Annotated in this window: 18 protein-coding genes; 7 read left to right on the forward strand and 11 right to left on the reverse strand. The window is 45.7% G+C overall.

The window, feature by feature from the left end:
• Positions 1-10: 10 nt before the first annotated feature.
• The 3 genes from HPS57_RS03950 to HPS57_RS03960 all read right to left on the reverse strand — a co-directional run bounded on the left by HPS57_RS03950 (position 11) and on the right by HPS57_RS03960 (position 2,429).
• Positions 11-379 (reverse strand): helix-turn-helix domain-containing protein, encoded by a 369-nt coding sequence (locus tag HPS57_RS03950; RefSeq protein ID WP_253946449.1) that lies wholly within the window; start codon positions 377-379, stop codon positions 11-13.
• A 319-nt stretch (positions 380-698) separates the two neighbouring features.
• Complete coding sequence (locus tag HPS57_RS03955) at positions 699-1,709, reverse strand: GGGtGRT protein (protein ID WP_172180351.1); 1,011 nt, start codon at positions 1,707-1,709, stop codon at positions 699-701.
• An 18-nt stretch (positions 1,710-1,727) separates the two neighbouring features.
• Positions 1,728-2,429, reverse strand: a complete 702-nt coding sequence (locus HPS57_RS03960) for an iron-sulfur cluster assembly scaffold protein (RefSeq protein ID WP_135939693.1) — start codon at positions 2,427-2,429, stop codon at positions 1,728-1,730.
• A 275-nt stretch (positions 2,430-2,704) separates the two neighbouring features.
• Between HPS57_RS03960 and HPS57_RS03965 the strand changes: the two genes are divergently transcribed.
• From HPS57_RS03965 to HPS57_RS03995, 7 genes are all read left to right on the forward strand, one after another.
• Positions 2,705-3,220, forward strand: coding sequence for a DMP19 family protein (locus HPS57_RS03965; protein WP_172180354.1), 516 nt, complete (start codon positions 2,705-2,707; stop codon positions 3,218-3,220).
• Positions 3,204-3,680: an SsrA-binding protein SmpB gene (smpB, locus tag HPS57_RS03970; protein ID WP_305849717.1), complete on the forward strand. Its 477-nt coding sequence runs from the start codon at positions 3,204-3,206 to the stop codon at positions 3,678-3,680. The genes HPS57_RS03965 and smpB overlap by 17 nt, the downstream gene beginning before the upstream one ends.
• A 69-nt stretch (positions 3,681-3,749) precedes the next feature.
• The gene (locus HPS57_RS03975) at positions 3,750-5,282 is read left to right on the forward strand and encodes a RapZ C-terminal domain-containing protein (protein ID WP_172180356.1); all 1,533 of its coding nucleotides are present in this window, start codon (positions 3,750-3,752) and stop codon (positions 5,280-5,282) included.
• Entirely contained in the window at positions 5,267-5,908 is a 642-nt protein-coding gene (locus tag HPS57_RS03980) for a deoxynucleoside kinase (protein WP_172180358.1), read from the forward strand. Before HPS57_RS03975 ends, HPS57_RS03980 begins: the two co-directional genes overlap by 16 nt.
• 41 nt (positions 5,909-5,949) lie before the next feature.
• The gene (locus HPS57_RS03985; protein ID WP_172180360.1) at positions 5,950-6,564 is read left to right on the forward strand and encodes a deoxynucleoside kinase; all 615 of its coding nucleotides are present in this window, start codon (positions 5,950-5,952) and stop codon (positions 6,562-6,564) included.
• Between the two features lie 39 nt (positions 6,565-6,603).
• Positions 6,604-7,476 (forward strand): GSCFA domain-containing protein, encoded by an 873-nt coding sequence (locus HPS57_RS03990; RefSeq protein ID WP_172180362.1) that lies wholly within the window; start codon positions 6,604-6,606, stop codon positions 7,474-7,476.
• Positions 7,477-7,495: 19 nt separating this feature from the next.
• The gene (locus HPS57_RS03995; RefSeq protein WP_172180364.1) at positions 7,496-8,203 is read left to right on the forward strand and encodes a phosphorylase family protein; all 708 of its coding nucleotides are present in this window, start codon (positions 7,496-7,498) and stop codon (positions 8,201-8,203) included.
• Positions 8,204-8,282: 79 nt separating this feature from the next.
• Here the strand turns inward: HPS57_RS03995 and HPS57_RS04000 are convergent, their stop codons facing one another.
• The 8 genes from HPS57_RS04000 to lpxK all read right to left on the reverse strand — a co-directional run bounded on the left by HPS57_RS04000 (position 8,283) and on the right by lpxK (position 14,539).
• Entirely contained in the window at positions 8,283-8,852 is a 570-nt protein-coding gene (locus tag HPS57_RS04000; RefSeq protein ID WP_172180366.1) for a very short patch repair endonuclease, read from the reverse strand.
• A gap of 26 nt (positions 8,853-8,878) precedes the next feature.
• Complete coding sequence (locus tag HPS57_RS04005) at positions 8,879-9,097, reverse strand: DUF3791 domain-containing protein (protein ID WP_135939682.1); 219 nt, start codon at positions 9,095-9,097, stop codon at positions 8,879-8,881.
• Positions 9,094-9,570, reverse strand: coding sequence for a DUF3990 domain-containing protein (locus tag HPS57_RS04010; protein WP_253946450.1), 477 nt, complete (start codon positions 9,568-9,570; stop codon positions 9,094-9,096). Before HPS57_RS04010 ends, HPS57_RS04005 begins: the two co-directional genes overlap by 4 nt.
• Positions 9,567-9,785 carry a DUF3791 domain-containing protein gene (locus HPS57_RS04015; protein ID WP_172180368.1) on the reverse strand — a complete coding sequence of 73 codons (219 nt, stop codon included), beginning with the start codon at positions 9,783-9,785 and terminating at the stop codon, positions 9,567-9,569. Before HPS57_RS04015 ends, HPS57_RS04010 begins: the two co-directional genes overlap by 4 nt.
• A gap of 36 nt (positions 9,786-9,821) precedes the next feature.
• The gene (locus tag HPS57_RS04020; protein WP_172180370.1) at positions 9,822-10,154 is read right to left on the reverse strand and encodes a hypothetical protein; all 333 of its coding nucleotides are present in this window, start codon (positions 10,152-10,154) and stop codon (positions 9,822-9,824) included.
• A gap of 141 nt (positions 10,155-10,295) precedes the next feature.
• The gene (locus HPS57_RS04025; protein ID WP_172180372.1) at positions 10,296-11,894 is read right to left on the reverse strand and encodes a leucine-rich repeat domain-containing protein; all 1,599 of its coding nucleotides are present in this window, start codon (positions 11,892-11,894) and stop codon (positions 10,296-10,298) included.
• Between the two features lie 389 nt (positions 11,895-12,283).
• Positions 12,284-13,363 carry a thiamine-phosphate kinase gene (thiL, locus tag HPS57_RS04030; protein WP_172180374.1) on the reverse strand — a complete coding sequence of 360 codons (1,080 nt, stop codon included), beginning with the start codon at positions 13,361-13,363 and terminating at the stop codon, positions 12,284-12,286.
• A gap of 3 nt (positions 13,364-13,366) precedes the next feature.
• Positions 13,367-14,539 (reverse strand): tetraacyldisaccharide 4'-kinase, encoded by a 1,173-nt coding sequence (gene lpxK / locus HPS57_RS04035; protein ID WP_172180666.1) that lies wholly within the window; start codon positions 14,537-14,539, stop codon positions 13,367-13,369.
• Positions 14,540-14,599: the final 60 nt, after the last annotated feature.

Genomic DNA, 14,599 nt, shown 5'->3' on the forward strand with positions numbered 1-14,599 from the left:
GGGCGTTTTCTTATACGTCCAAATCTTGCGCCAATGCGCTTAAAAAACGTCTGAGGGTCTCCTCGCAGGCTGTTTTGCCCGTTGCTGCCTCCCACTGTGCCTTGGCGGCCAAAACGCTTGAGCGGTCTTTCTCTATGGCTTGCCGGATGATTTCCTCGTCCTGCGTGCCGATGATGGGCTTGCGCCCACGGCCCGGTCTGGTTTCCAGCCCGTCTATGCCTTCAGACTCGAAACGTCTCACCCACTTGTTGACAGACACTTGGTGCATTTCCAAATGCTTGCCGACTTTGGGCGAACTTAAACCGTGTGCTTTCAGAAGCACTGCCTTGCATCGCATACGAAAAGAGTGCGACGCACCATTGCGGTATCCGTTTTCCAATGCGGCTTGCTGCATTGGGGTCAATTCTAATGTCTTGATTTTTCCCATATGAAGAGAGAATTTTATGGGTATAACGGATTTTCACTTCAAATATTATCGTTTAAACTATTTTTGTGGACAAACTTATTTACCATACCATATATTATAATAAGAGACAATTCTGTATTCATGTGCCACTTGCAAAAAGGAAAAAAGTCTCTTCAAGGATGAAACCTCAAAGAGACCTTATTATACTTATGACCGTGAAAAGCACGGCTCTATCCTAAAGAGAGAGACGCTTTTGGTGGTCTGCCGCACAGGATTCCCTGCAGCGTGGGATTTACTTGTTCAGCGCGAGAGCAACGTTAACGGCGCAAGCTACAGTACAGCCAACCATTGGGTTGTTGCCGATACCGAGGAAGCCCATCATCTCAACGTGAGCAGGAACAGAAGAAGAACCTGCGAACTGAGCGTCAGAGTGCATACGGCCGAGTGTGTCTGTCATGCCGTAAGATGCAGGACCTGCTGCCATGTTGTCCGGGTGGAGTGTACGGCCTGTACCGCCACCTGAAGCAACTGAGAAGTATGGCTTGCCTGCGAGGATGCGCTCCTTCTTGTATGTGCCCGCTGTCGGGTGCTGGAAACGTGTTGGGTTTGTAGAGTTACCTGTGATAGAAACGTCAACATTCTCCTTCCACATGATAGCAACGCCCTCACGAACGTCGTCAGCGCCGTAGCAGTTCACCTTTGCACGTGGTCCGTCAGAGTAAGCCTTTGTCTTAACGACCTTCAGCTCGCCTGTGAAATAGTCGAACTCTGTCTGTACGTATGTGAAACCGTTGATGCGTGAGATAATCATCGCAGCGTCCTTGCCAAGACCGTTAAGGATGACACGGAGTGGCTTCTGGCGTACCTTGTTAGCCATCTCTGCAATCTTGATAGCACCCTCTGCGGCAGCGAAAGACTCGTGACCTGCGAGGAATGCGAAGCACTCTGTCTCCTCACGGAGAAGGCGTGCTGCGAGGTTTCCGTGGCCGATACCCACCTTACGGTCGTCAGCAACAGAACCGGGGATACAGAAAGCCTGGAGACCGATGCCGATTGCCTCAGCAGCGTCAGCAGCTGTCTTGCAGCCCTTCTTGATAGCGATGGCAGAGCCTACGACATAAGCCCACTTAGCGTTCTCGAAACAAATCATCTGAGTCTCCTCACATGTCTTGTAAGGATCAAGACCTGCCTTCTCGCAAATCTCGTTAGCCTCTTCGATAGAAGAAATACCGTTCTCGTTCAGGGCAGCGAGCACCTGGTTGATACGACGGTCCTGTGATTCAAATTTTACTTCTCTAATCATAGTCTGTTTCCTCCTGCATTATTCTTTACGTGGGTCAATAGACTTAACAGCACCCTGCTCAGGTTTTGTGCGTCCGTATGTACCTGTTACTGACTTAAGAGCCTCGTTAGCATCAACGCCCTTCTTGATAGCGTCCATGAACTTGCCCATGTGAACGAACTCATAACCGCAGACCTCGTTGTCCTCGTCAAGGAACTGCTTTGTGATATATCCCTCTGTAAGCTGGAGGTAGCGTGTGCCCTTAGCCTTTGTGCCGTAGAGTGTACCGCACTGTGATACAAGACCCTTGCCGAGGTCCTCAAGACCTGCACCGATAGCAAGACCGCCCTCAGAGAATGCAGACTGTGTACGTCCGTAGACAATCTGGAGGAAGAGCTCACGCATAGCTGTGTTGATAGCGTCACACACGAGGTCAGTGTTGAGAGCCTCAAGGATTGTCTTGCCAGGAAGTATCTCAGAAGCCATAGCAGCTGAGTGAGTCATTCCTGAGCAGCCGATTGTCTCGACAAGAGCCTCCTCGATGATACCGTCCTTCACGTTGAGCGAGAGCTTGCAGCAGCCCTGCTGTGGGGCACACCAACCAATACCGTGAGTCATACCGGAGATGTCCTTAATCTCCGTTGCCTTAATCCACTTTCCCTCTTCCGGAATCGGAGCAGGACCGTGGTTAGGGCCTTTTGCAACGACGCACATGTCGTTAACTTCCTTTGTATAAATCATATTTTTGAAAAAAAATTATGAGTCATAAGTGATTGTTATTGGCAATAACGCACACTTATTGCTCAGGTTTAATAATTAAAATCCTGAATGCAAAGTTACAAAATTATTTTAAAGAATTAGGAAAAAGGATGAAGTATTTGTTTTTTTTACAGTATTTTTGATGTAAATAAAAATATTTTTCGTAATTTTGCCGTACAAATTTCACGTATCTGCCTTACTGTGCACACACTCCATACAACAACGGAACGGCAGCATACGGCAAACGCTATACCACAATGATACAGGTTACCATAAACGACAAGGCTCTGCAACTGGCGGCGAAAGCCGGAATGGACGAGTTTGTCCAAGTCTTTGTAGATGGCATAATGGACGCCATCGGAGGAGAACTGACAGCTGAGACCATGGCAGAACTGAACTCCGACCAGATTACTCTCATCGCATACTCCATGCTCCGTGAGGAGGTGATGGACGGAGGATTCATCCAACTCATACACAACGGACTGGGAAGGTTCATTTTCTTCAACCCGTTTGCCAAGGCTTTGGCGCAATGGGGGCTTGCCGACCTCGCACGGATCATAAGGAAAGGGCACAAACTGTACAAGAAATACCATGAGGAAATCGAGGTGGAATGCACTGATGAAGAATTCATGGCAATGTTTGAACGCATGCCTGAGTTTGACGACCTTGACGACGCTTTCGTTGCGGACGAAGAGAAATGGACAAGCGAGATAGCGTACTTCATTGACAACAACATAGAGAAATTCGCATCAATAGATGGCAAAGAAGGATAAGATGCCGAAAGGCAAAATCATGATAAAGAACAAGAAGGCGTCGTTCGACTACTTCTTCATCGACACTTACACAGCAGGAATGGTGCTCACCGGCACCGAAATCAAGAGCATCCGCCAGGGGAAAGCATCTCTGGTGGACACATTCTGTTATGTGCATAACGGCGAGATATGGGTGAAAGGCATGAACATCTCACCTTATTTTTATGGTTCTTACAACAACCATGAACAGAAGCGCGACCGCAAACTGCTCTTGAACAAAAAAGAAATAAGATACCTTGAGACGAACACAAAGCACCAGTCGGGTTTCACAATAATACCCATCTGTGTCTACATCAATGAGAAAGGGTTCGCAAAGATGGACATCGCCCTTGCAAAAGGAAAGAAGGAGTACGACAAGCGAAACACTATAAAGGACAAGGAGGACAGGCGCGAAATGGACCGTGCCATCAAGCGATTCTGACAAGTAACTGTTGGAAATTAGTTTACACAGAATTACTTAAATCACAAAATAGTTTTCAATAGTTACTTGATGGAACTACTTAAACAACTTTATACAGACACTTTCGGCATAGAACCGCATTCCATAGAACCGCTGACAGGGGCAGGAAGCAACCGACTTTATTACAGATTCTATGACGGAGACGGAAAGTCTGTGATTGGTGTCATAGGCACATCACAGGACGAGAACCATGCTTTCATCACAATAGCGAAGCATTTCGAGCGCAGACAGCTGCCTGTGCCTCATGTCATTGCCCAGAGCAAGGATGAAATGAGGTATTTTCAGGAAGACCTCGGCTCACGCTCACTGTTTGATGCTGTCAAGGGTGGGCGTGATGCCGGCGGCAGATACAACAACGCAGAGAAAGAACTGCTGAAGCAAACCATACGCGAACTGCCGAACTTGCAGATTCGCGGAGCACGCGAAATGGACTTTTCCGTATGCTATCCGCAACCGGAATTTGATGTCGCCAACGTGCTTTTCGACCTTAATTATTTCAAATACTGCTTCCTGAAAGCTACCGACCTTGACTTCCACGAGCTGAAACTGGAAGCCAATTTCCGTATGCTTGCAAAGGATCTTGTCGCTTTAGGCACAACGGAGAGTTTCATGTACCGTGATTTCCAGGCACGCAACGTGATGCTGGACAAGAATGGCAAACCGTACTTCATAGACTTCCAAGGTGGCAGAAAAGGTCCATATTATTATGATGTGGCATCTTTCCTCTGGCAAGCATCGGCACGCTATTCAGATGCTCTGCGCAAAGAACTCATTGAGGAATATTATACAGCATTGAAACTATACACAGAAGTGCCGAGCCGCAAGGAGTTCAACGAACGACTTCAGCTGTTTGTGCTGTTCCGCACACTGCAGGTTCTCGGCGCATACGGTTTCCGTGGGTATTACGAACGCAAGCAACATTTCATCGAAAGCATACCTCCTGCAATAGAGAATCTGCGACAGCTGCTGTGTGAGAACGATTTCCCTTACCCTTATCTCATGGATATGCTTGCACGCCTCTGCGCCCTGCCGCAATTCGCTCCTGTTCCTGAGCAGCCGAGAAAGCGAGAGGACGGTTACAAGATTGCGGAAAACGATGTCTACAAAGCCAATCCGCAGGACGGTCCTGCCACATTCTCGAAATATGACGGCAAAGGGCCTTTGGTTGTCCGTGTGATGAGTTTCTCTTTCAGAAAAGGCATTCCGGATGACCCTTCAGGAAACGGAGGAGGATATGTTTTCGACTGCCGCTCCACGCATAACCCCGGACGCTACGAGCCATACAAGCAGCTCACCGGGCTGGACGAGCCTGTCATCCGCTTCCTTGAGGACGACGGTGAGATACTTACGTTCCTCGATTCGGTTTACCAACTCGCTGACCACCATGTGGAAAGGTACATACAGCGAGGCTTCACATCACTGATGTTCTGCTTCGGATGCACCGGCGGACAGCACCGCTCTGTCTATTCGGCACAGCATCTTGCAGAACACATACACAAGAAATTCGGTATTAAGGTAGAAATCTGTCACAGAGAACAAAACATACAATGCACATTGCAATAGCCGGAAACATCGGTTCGGGAAAAACAACTCTCACACGCATGCTGGCAAAGCACTACAAGTGGGAAGCAAAATTCGAACAGGTTGTCGAGAACCCGTACCTTGAGGATTTTTATAAAGACATGAGGAGATGGTCATTCTGCCTTGAAGTGTTCTTCCTGAAAGAACGTTTCAAGGATATTCTTGCTATCTCAGAGAACAAAAACACTGTCATTCAGGACCGATCCATATTCGAGGGCGTATATGTATTCGCCAAGAACAACCACGACCAAGGGACAATCTCCGACCTTGATTTCCAGACTTACATGGAGCTATTCGAGCAGATGATGTCTATCGTGAAGATACCGGATTTGATGATTTATCTGCGGGCTGACATCAATCATCTTGTAGCTAACATACAGAAACGTGGGCGTGACTACGAGCAGAGCATCAAACTTGACTATCTGAAAGGCTTGAACCAACGTTACGAGGACTTCATCTGCAACAACTATCCCGGCAAGGTTCTCACCATCGATGTCAACAATATGGACTACGAACACAACCCGCAGGATTTCAGATTTATCACGGACAAGATTGACAGTCTACTGTACGGACTCTTCCCGCTTAAAGAAGAAGATTACAAGGACTGAAACGCTTAAAGAACAAAACATAAACACTTCATACCTTTACAATGCATATAGCAATAGCAGGAAATATCGGCTCGGGAAAGACAACTCTCACACGAATGCTGGCAAAAAGATACGGTTGGACACCACGCTATGAACCTGTGGACAACAATCCTTATCTCTCAGACTTCTACGGTGACATGAACCGCTGGTCATTCAATCTACAGATTTTCTTCCTCAACAAGCGTTTCCGCGAAGTAGTGGAAATAGCGAAGTCTGACGACATAATCATTCAGGACAGGACTATATTCGAGGATGCGCGCATCTTCGCCCCGAATCTTCATGCACAGGGCTACATGAGCGACCGCGATTTCGCAAACTATTCCGACCTCTTCGACCTCATGATGTCACTCGTCGGCATGCCTGACCTCATGATTTACATACGCTCGACCATACCGAACCTTATTTCACAAATAGAGAAACGCGGACGTGACTATGAGCAGACAATGCGTATAGACTACCTTACCGGACTCAACAACCGCTACGAAGAATGGATAAAGAACTACAAGGGCAACCTCATCATTATCGACGGTGACACTTGCAAATTCGGTGACAATCCGAAAGATTTCCAAAAGGTGACGGATATGATTGACCAAAACCACCTCTTCGGACTGTTCTAACAACATTCACACGACAGCAGAACACTTATATTTTAAAACATGGATTTATACACACCAGTCACACTCCCACCCCACGCCATCACTTTGGAAACTGATTCCAAAGTGATGATGCTTGGCTCTTGTTTTGCCGAGAATGTCGGCGGACAGTTGCAGATGCGCATGGGAAATGACAAGGTGGATGTCAACCCTTTCGGTGTTCTCTATAATCCGGCAAGCATTGCACAGGCACTGCGTCTGCTGATGAGGTCTGACTCTAAATCCATCGCTACGGACGAAAAGTATATATTCCATGGACAGGACGGTGCATGGCACAGCTGGCTCCACAGCAGCCATTTCTCCGACATGACAAAGGAAGGCTGCCTTGAAAAGATAGCATCGCGCCTTTACTCTGCAAAAGCGATGCTGAAGGAAGCGACATTGCTCTGCATAACATTCGGAACGACACGCCATTATGTGCATAACAACATCGTCGTAGCCAACTGCCACAAAGAGCCGCAACGATGTTTCACAGAGTCTGAAATGTCTCTTGACGAACTGACCGCCATTTGGAGAGACACCATAAAAGCGCTTTCGGCATTCAATCCAAAACTGCGGATATGCCTGACTGTCAGCCCTTATCGTTATAAAAAGTATGGTTTCCATGAGTCACAATTGCAAAAAGCGAAACTTTTATTGCTTTGTGACAATCTTTGCAACAACGATTATGCAACCTATTTCCCCTCCTACGAAATACAGCTTGACGAACTGCGCGACTACCGATTCTACAAAGACGACATGCTGCACCCTTCCGACTTGGCTGTAAGCATCATTTCCGAAAGGTTCATGGACTGGACTTTCTCGCCAGACATGAAAACGGAAGGCGCAAAAAGACTCAAAGAATATCGCCGCACACAACACAGGCAACTTATTTAACCTTTAATATACAGAACACATGAAAATATGCTATATCGTAGCAATGGAGGCAGAAGCGAAGCCTTTCGTCGAGAAATTCGGAGTTGAAAAAATCGAAGGCGCTTTCGGCAAACTGCCATGCTTGCTCTACCAACACAGGCTTTCGGAGAAGGATTCCCTGTACATCGTCATCAACGGACAGCAGCACGGCTCAAGCCTTATCGGCTGCGAGGCTGCGTCAATAACAACACTCAAAGCCATCGAGACAATACAACCGGACATCGTAATCAACAGCGGAACATGCGGAGCATTCAAAAAGAACGGTGCGGAAATAGGCAAAGTCTACATCGGCAACGGAGTGATGTTCCACGACCGGCGCGTAATGGGCGATGACAAATGGTATACACAATCCATCGGCAACTACCTACTCTCCAACCGTTCCGAAGAGATTGCCACAGCTCTTGGTATGCCAATGGGAAAAGTCACCACAGGCTCTTCGCTCGACATCCAGCCTTGCGACCTTGAAATAATGGCGCAGCACGGCGGCGAGCTCAAGGATATGGAGGGAGCAGCCGTGGCTTTCGTATGCTCACTGCTCGACATCCCATGTCTGCTTGTCAAGTCGGTCACCGACCTCATTGACGGTGGCGAGAACACTCTTGACGAGTTCCTGCGCAACCTTGCCCACGCTTCCGAGGAGCTGAGCAAGGCTAATGTCAGGATTGTAGAGTATCTTATAAGCCATTGAGTTCCTTGAAACAATATTCGTTGAAAAAAAAATTTGTCCATTAGAACATTGTGCTAAGTGTAACGTTCTAATGGACGAATTATTTATGGTAATCGTCAACCTCCGGCTCGGCTGCCATTGTATAGGATGAGTCATCCTCAGGACACTTGTATATTTTCGGCTTGCGCACCGTATCAAGGAATATTTCATTGAGCCTTTGCGACAACGCCATGAGTGTCTGCTCCATGCATTTCGGCTTCAGCATGCACTCCCAGACAACAAGCACACGCCAACCGGCTTGATGATAAGCGGCGTAGTTACGGTAGTCACGCTGCCTGTTACGCGTGATTTTCCTAAGCCAAAATTCCCTATTGGTGTGCGGAATCTTGCAACAGACGCTATCCGTCAGCTCAACTACGCCATGAGTGCCGGGTTCTGTGCCTACAGCCTCAACGTTATGTCCGTGCCAAAAGCAGCCATTGACAAAGATGACGGTCTTTATCTTCCTTATGACAATGTCCGGTTTCCCCAAGAATCCACTGACATAAAGCCGGTAACGCCACCCCTCGCTCCACAGCCAACGGCGCACGACCATCTCGGGCTTCGTGTCCTTAGCCCTTATGTGCGACATGCACTTGTGCCGTTGTGTAGGAGAGAGTTTATCGGACATGGTTTTGCTGTTTTGCTTATCAAGGCTTATTTTTGCTCCTCGTACTCACGCATAATCTCTGCCGCCAAATATTTGTCACTGCGACAATGTAAGTCTGCCACTTCGTCCTGAACAAGCTCTGCAATTTCTGAATTGTAGAATATATCAGTAGCCTCTTCAAGGGAAACTCCATACATTTGGCTCATCTCCATTATGATGCGTGCATATTTTGCATCCATCACTATCTGTTTGCTGTCATCGGTCATAATTTCTTACTTTCAATATACGTTAGACACTGTTGCAACATACGTTCCGAACGGATACAGTATTGAATGTTAGGATGTTCAAATTTCAAACGATTCAATGCAACTTCCTGCGTAATCTGTCCATTGAAATACAAGTCAATTGTCAAAATAACTTTATCGTTCGCTATTCCACCAACCACCATATCGTATTCTTCCGTCTGCCTCCCTGAACGACAGTTTGCCACAAAATCAAGCCATTCCTTGTCGTAAGCAAGAAACTCCCGTACCTTCCACTCATCATTGGCTGCATCCAAGGTGTAAATATTCACATAGGCATTTTGATGGCGACGAATAAAACGCTGTGCATATTTCTCAGCCTGTTCACACATGGATGTGAGATAGAAACCACGCCCAAAATCAAGATACTCACGCGAATGCTTTGTATCAGGATTATCCACTACTACATTTGAAGCGTGGTATAATGTCATTTTCATACCGCAAGAACTCCTTTCTCTTTCATATAGTCAATAATGTCATCAGTAAGGTAATGCGCCCCGAAAGTGTGAAGCACATCATACGATGGAATGATATAGCCATACAGTATACCGGAATCTTTCAGTTTCCGGTATACTATATTTCGTGGCATCTGCAATCGGCGTGAGACCTGCCCGATACAGAAAGTAACAAATTCTAATGTGGTCTTATTCATCCTTTATGGTGCAAAGATTATCTATCAACCTGCGACTTACATGAACAATGATGCAGAAAAATGTTTGATTACCGATATAGCAAAACCTAATACAATTGCATTGGCAAGAATGATTGGAACAGCTTTCTTTTCCTTCTTGCCAACAATTATGACAATCGGAAGGGACATGAGAAAAGAAACTATCGGACCAACCAAGAGATGTGATACATTCAATTGCGGGAGCGTAGTGTTGAAAATGATGAACGTTGCAACTACGTACTGAACGAAAGCCGACAAACAATCTGCCTTATCCATTTTTTTTACAAGCATAGGGACTGCATCGACAATCCCAATCACTATTCCTACTACAATAGTAAATACAGTTTCCATTGTCTTATCTTTGTTTTTTTATTTTCCATTTATAAAACAAAGGTAGCTAATAAGATACAAAATACCAAACAAAATAATGAAAAAATAAACAGGGACACACCAAATCATTGATGAATCCCTGCTTTTATAGTAAAACACCGTTTAGAACTTGTACTTTATAGACTGCTCACCTATCTTTATGATGTAGATTTCACCGCATGTAAGTGCTACCGGTATGGTGGTTGCATTTTCTGTTGATTTCCCTGTGTAGAGTTGCTGCCCGGACATGTTGTAGAGACTTATTGTTTCATCAGCCGATGTACCTGCAATCTCTATGTTTTCACCAACACTACGGATTAGCAATGCACGGTCGGTATTCATATCAATAGCATCAACCCCTGTTTCTACATCTGCAGCCTTTGACCATACCAATACTGCTGTTGCAGGTTCGCTCTGACCGCTTCCACCAACTGTTGCGTATGATGTCACAAGATACTGACCTGTCAAGGATATAGCATCACCACTTTTATGGTTGAACGTGTTTATATCATCGGAAGTTATAGTTGTATGAATCTCTGCACCCTCTGTTTCACATGTCACAACAAGCTCGTTATTTTGGATTGTGATAGATGGAGTTGCACAACTATTGTTTTCCATTTCTATAATGTTTTCAAACTCTTTCCAATGGTTAGCTTGCTCATATAAAGATTTGCAACCATATGGAACTAACAACTTGCATGCTTTTTTGTTTACATAGTGGAATGCAAATAGTCCGCTAGGAGAGTTACTATTATCACATATTGGAGGATTTTTTGCTTTTACACAAATCTCCTTTATTCCCTCACTTACCAATTCTCCATCTATCCTCTCCAAGTTTTCCCCCAAAGTTATTTTTTCCAAATTACTACAACGCAAAAAAGCTCCCTCCCCAAGAAACGTACAGTTGTTTGGCACAATTATTTCTTGGACAATTTTATTGTCACTTACGGCACGTCCTGCTATAATTCTAGTAGTTTCCTTAAATTCTGGCATAATATCAGATTTACAAGAGAGTAATATATAGTCATTCAGGTATACCGCCTTTCTATAATCATTACAAATTGGAGCAAACGCAAATACACTTGCTCCCATATATTCTATATTATCGCCTATAGTGATATCACTAAGAGATGTACAATTACAAAATGCCAAATGCTCAATGCGTGTAACCGAATTTGGTATTACAATATTATTTAATACACTGCAACCTTCAAAAGCACCACAACATATTGTTGTCAACCCTTCTTGCATGGAAACAGACTTCAGTTTACTACAATTAAAAGCATATTCTCCAATAACTATTAATGTTTTCGGAAGGGCTATAGTTGCAATGCCGCACTGTGAAAACGCTCGTTCGCCTATTTCGGTCAATCCTTCTTGTATGGATACAGTCTTAAGTTCACGACATAAACTAAATGCACTATATCCGATAGTTGTTATTGTTTGGGGAAGCGAAATACTTGTAATACCACTACCACTAAATGCATATTCTCCAATTTCTTTAACCACATATGTGTGTCCATTATATCTAATAGACGATGGAACCGTTATATCTCCTGAATATGCTTTGTAAAAGCTTGTATAGTCATCTCCTTCAAATGTCACTGCGACATTGTCAGAATCTAAAATATTATAAAAAACACCATTGCTTTCAATATCATGAGCATTGACTCCTTTCACACACGCAAGAAATCCAATAATAAACAAAAACAGTCTTTTCATTTTTCATTCATGCTCCTTTACCCACAGATAAGAGCTTTTAATATTAGTTAGATACAGAAAGCGTGAGGGCTACTCACTTATCTTTCACTGATGAGGCGTCTGGAAAAGCCTTTGTAGTTGGATAAGAAGCAACTCTCACGCCCGTATAGCTACGAACGCGAGAGTGTCTCTGCTGTCCTCCTACATGACTTTTAGTTTTCCAGACTTTCATCAGTGAGAAATTCAGTAAGACACTTTCGTGTTAATTTTCAATATGTCTGCAATGGAACAAATCCAATGCGAATGCAAAGTTACGTAATTTTGTAAACAATACCAAATATTTTTGTTACAATCTGTTCACAGCACTCTATAAATAAAGCCTATTGAACAATGTGACTACTTATAACAGATTATGCCATGTGATTCCAGCCCTGTGCTTTCAATGGGAACTCATTGTTGTCGCGTGTGACGAGGAGTTGCCCGAACTCAGGCTTTGTGATGTGGCCAATCATCTTAACGCCTTCCAATGCTTCTATCTTTGAGAGGTCGCCGATAGGGACGGTGAAGAGGAGTTCATAGTCCTCGCCGCCGTTGAGGGCGCAGGTTGTAAGGTTCATGTTGAACTCTTCGGCTGTCACAGCAACCTGATAGTCGATAGGAATGTTCTTCTCATAGACACGGCAACCACAGCCCGACTGTCGGCAGATGTGCATCAGTTCGGAAGAAAGTCCATCGGAAATGTCCATCATCGCTGTCGGTCGGATGCCGGCTTTGCGCAGAGTCTCGATGATGTCGCCACGTGCTTCCGGCTTCAACTGACGCTCAAGGAGATACTCTTTGCCTGCGAAATCAGGTGAGAAGGCAAGCATCTCGATTTGCTTGCACTGCTCCGCCTTGTCGGTATATTTAGCCTGTATCTCGCGAATCTGCTGATAATAGACAGATTTCTCACGCTCAAGAATCTGCAATCCCATATATGCCGCACCGAGGTCGCCTGTCACACAGATGAGGTCTGTATCCTTTGCGCCGGAACGATAGACAATGTCCTCCTTGCGTGCAGTGCCAATGCAGGTGATGCTTATTGCAAGACCTGTAAGCGAGGATGTTGTATCGCCGCCTACAATGTCGATGTTCCATTTGTCACAAGCAAGGCGCAGACCATTGTAAAAGTCCTCGATGTCCTCAACAGTGAAGCGTTTTGATAGAGCTATGGAGACAGTCATTTGACGCGGTGTGCCGTTCATGGCAAAGATGTCGGAGATGTTCACCATCGCACTCTTGTAGCCCAGTTGCTGCATGCTTATGTATGTAAGGTCGAAATGCACACCCTCCATGAGCATATCCGTTGTGACAAGAGTCTGTTCGTCACTGTTTCCGGCTATCACGGCACAGTCGTCACCGGCACTCTTCAAGGTGGAAGGGTTCTTTATCTCAATGTCTTTCGTAAGGCGTTCGATAAGTCCGAATTCGCCAAGTTCTTTTATTTCCATATACTATCTGAAGTTTATTTTACTTTTTTCTGACACCTTTTCCGAATCCTTCAATCGGGCAAGGATAGAGTTTTTGGAGTTTTTCTGAAGATACGACAAGATGAATTCGTCAAACTCTTCTGCACCGTCCAACATGAATCCTATCTCTATCGGCAGTGCAAGGATGTTCCTTCGCACCGCATCCGACAGTCCGTCAATGTCTTTCAGGCGTGCCGCATCTTTCTCGGTAGTAATGATTATCCGCGGTTCCGGTATGGTGTCAAAGAGATTGTTTATCTTGTCAATGTCCTTGTCAGTGAACCTGTGATGGTCGCTGAAGGTCATCGGGGTGATGTTCTTTGTGTATTTCCCAAGGTCGAGCAGCAGTTGCTGCGGTGAGGCTATACCTGTCAGGGCAACGATGTTGTGCTTCTCCGATATGTCTTCAAGTCGCATGGCATTGCCTTCCGGGAACACCGGATAAAGTGCGCCATAGTTCAGGGTCGTAAAGAAAAGTTTCTGGTACGGTCGAAGGTCCATGGCTTTCTTTATGACACGAAACTCCATCGGGCGCAAGTCCTTAGGGCATTTGGTGACAATGACAATGTCCGCACGCTCTTTCCCGCTCTTCGGCTCACGCAAGCGTCCTGCCGGGAGCAGTTTATCATAGACTATCAGGCGGTGGTAATCAACAAGGAGGATGTTAACTCCCGGCTTCACATAGCGGTGCTGATAGGCGTCATCAAGGATTATGACATCCGTATCGTCAGTCGCTTTGTCATGTCGCAACCGTTCTATTCCCTCACAGCGGTTGGCATCCACGGCTATGTAGGCACGGTTCTTATCTGTATCGGCACCGTATTTCATATACATCTGACACGGTTCGTCGCCAATGTCTGCGGATGTCATGTTGCCTTCGGCAAGGACATACCCTCGTGTCTTCCGTTTGTAGCCACGCGAAAGGACTGCCACCCTCACACGCTTCCGCAGCAGGCGCACAAGATATTCCACATGCGGAGTCTTTCCCGCCCCTCCGACGGTGATGTTTCCGACGGAGATTATCGGGATTGTGAAACTACGGCTGCGTAGTATTCCCATCTCGAAGAGCATATTACGGAATCTGACACCCATGCCGTAGAGCCAGCTCAATGGTGTCAATGCCTTATAAATCTTTATGAAATCACCTTCCATATTTATATGAGAAACCGGCAGGCAGTGTCTTTGTATGGGCACTTGCCCGCCGGGCTTTAATGTGGC

This window comes from Palleniella intestinalis (genome assembly GCF_013166595.1).
Lineage (GTDB): Bacteria > Bacteroidota > Bacteroidia > Bacteroidales > Bacteroidaceae > Prevotella > Prevotella intestinalis.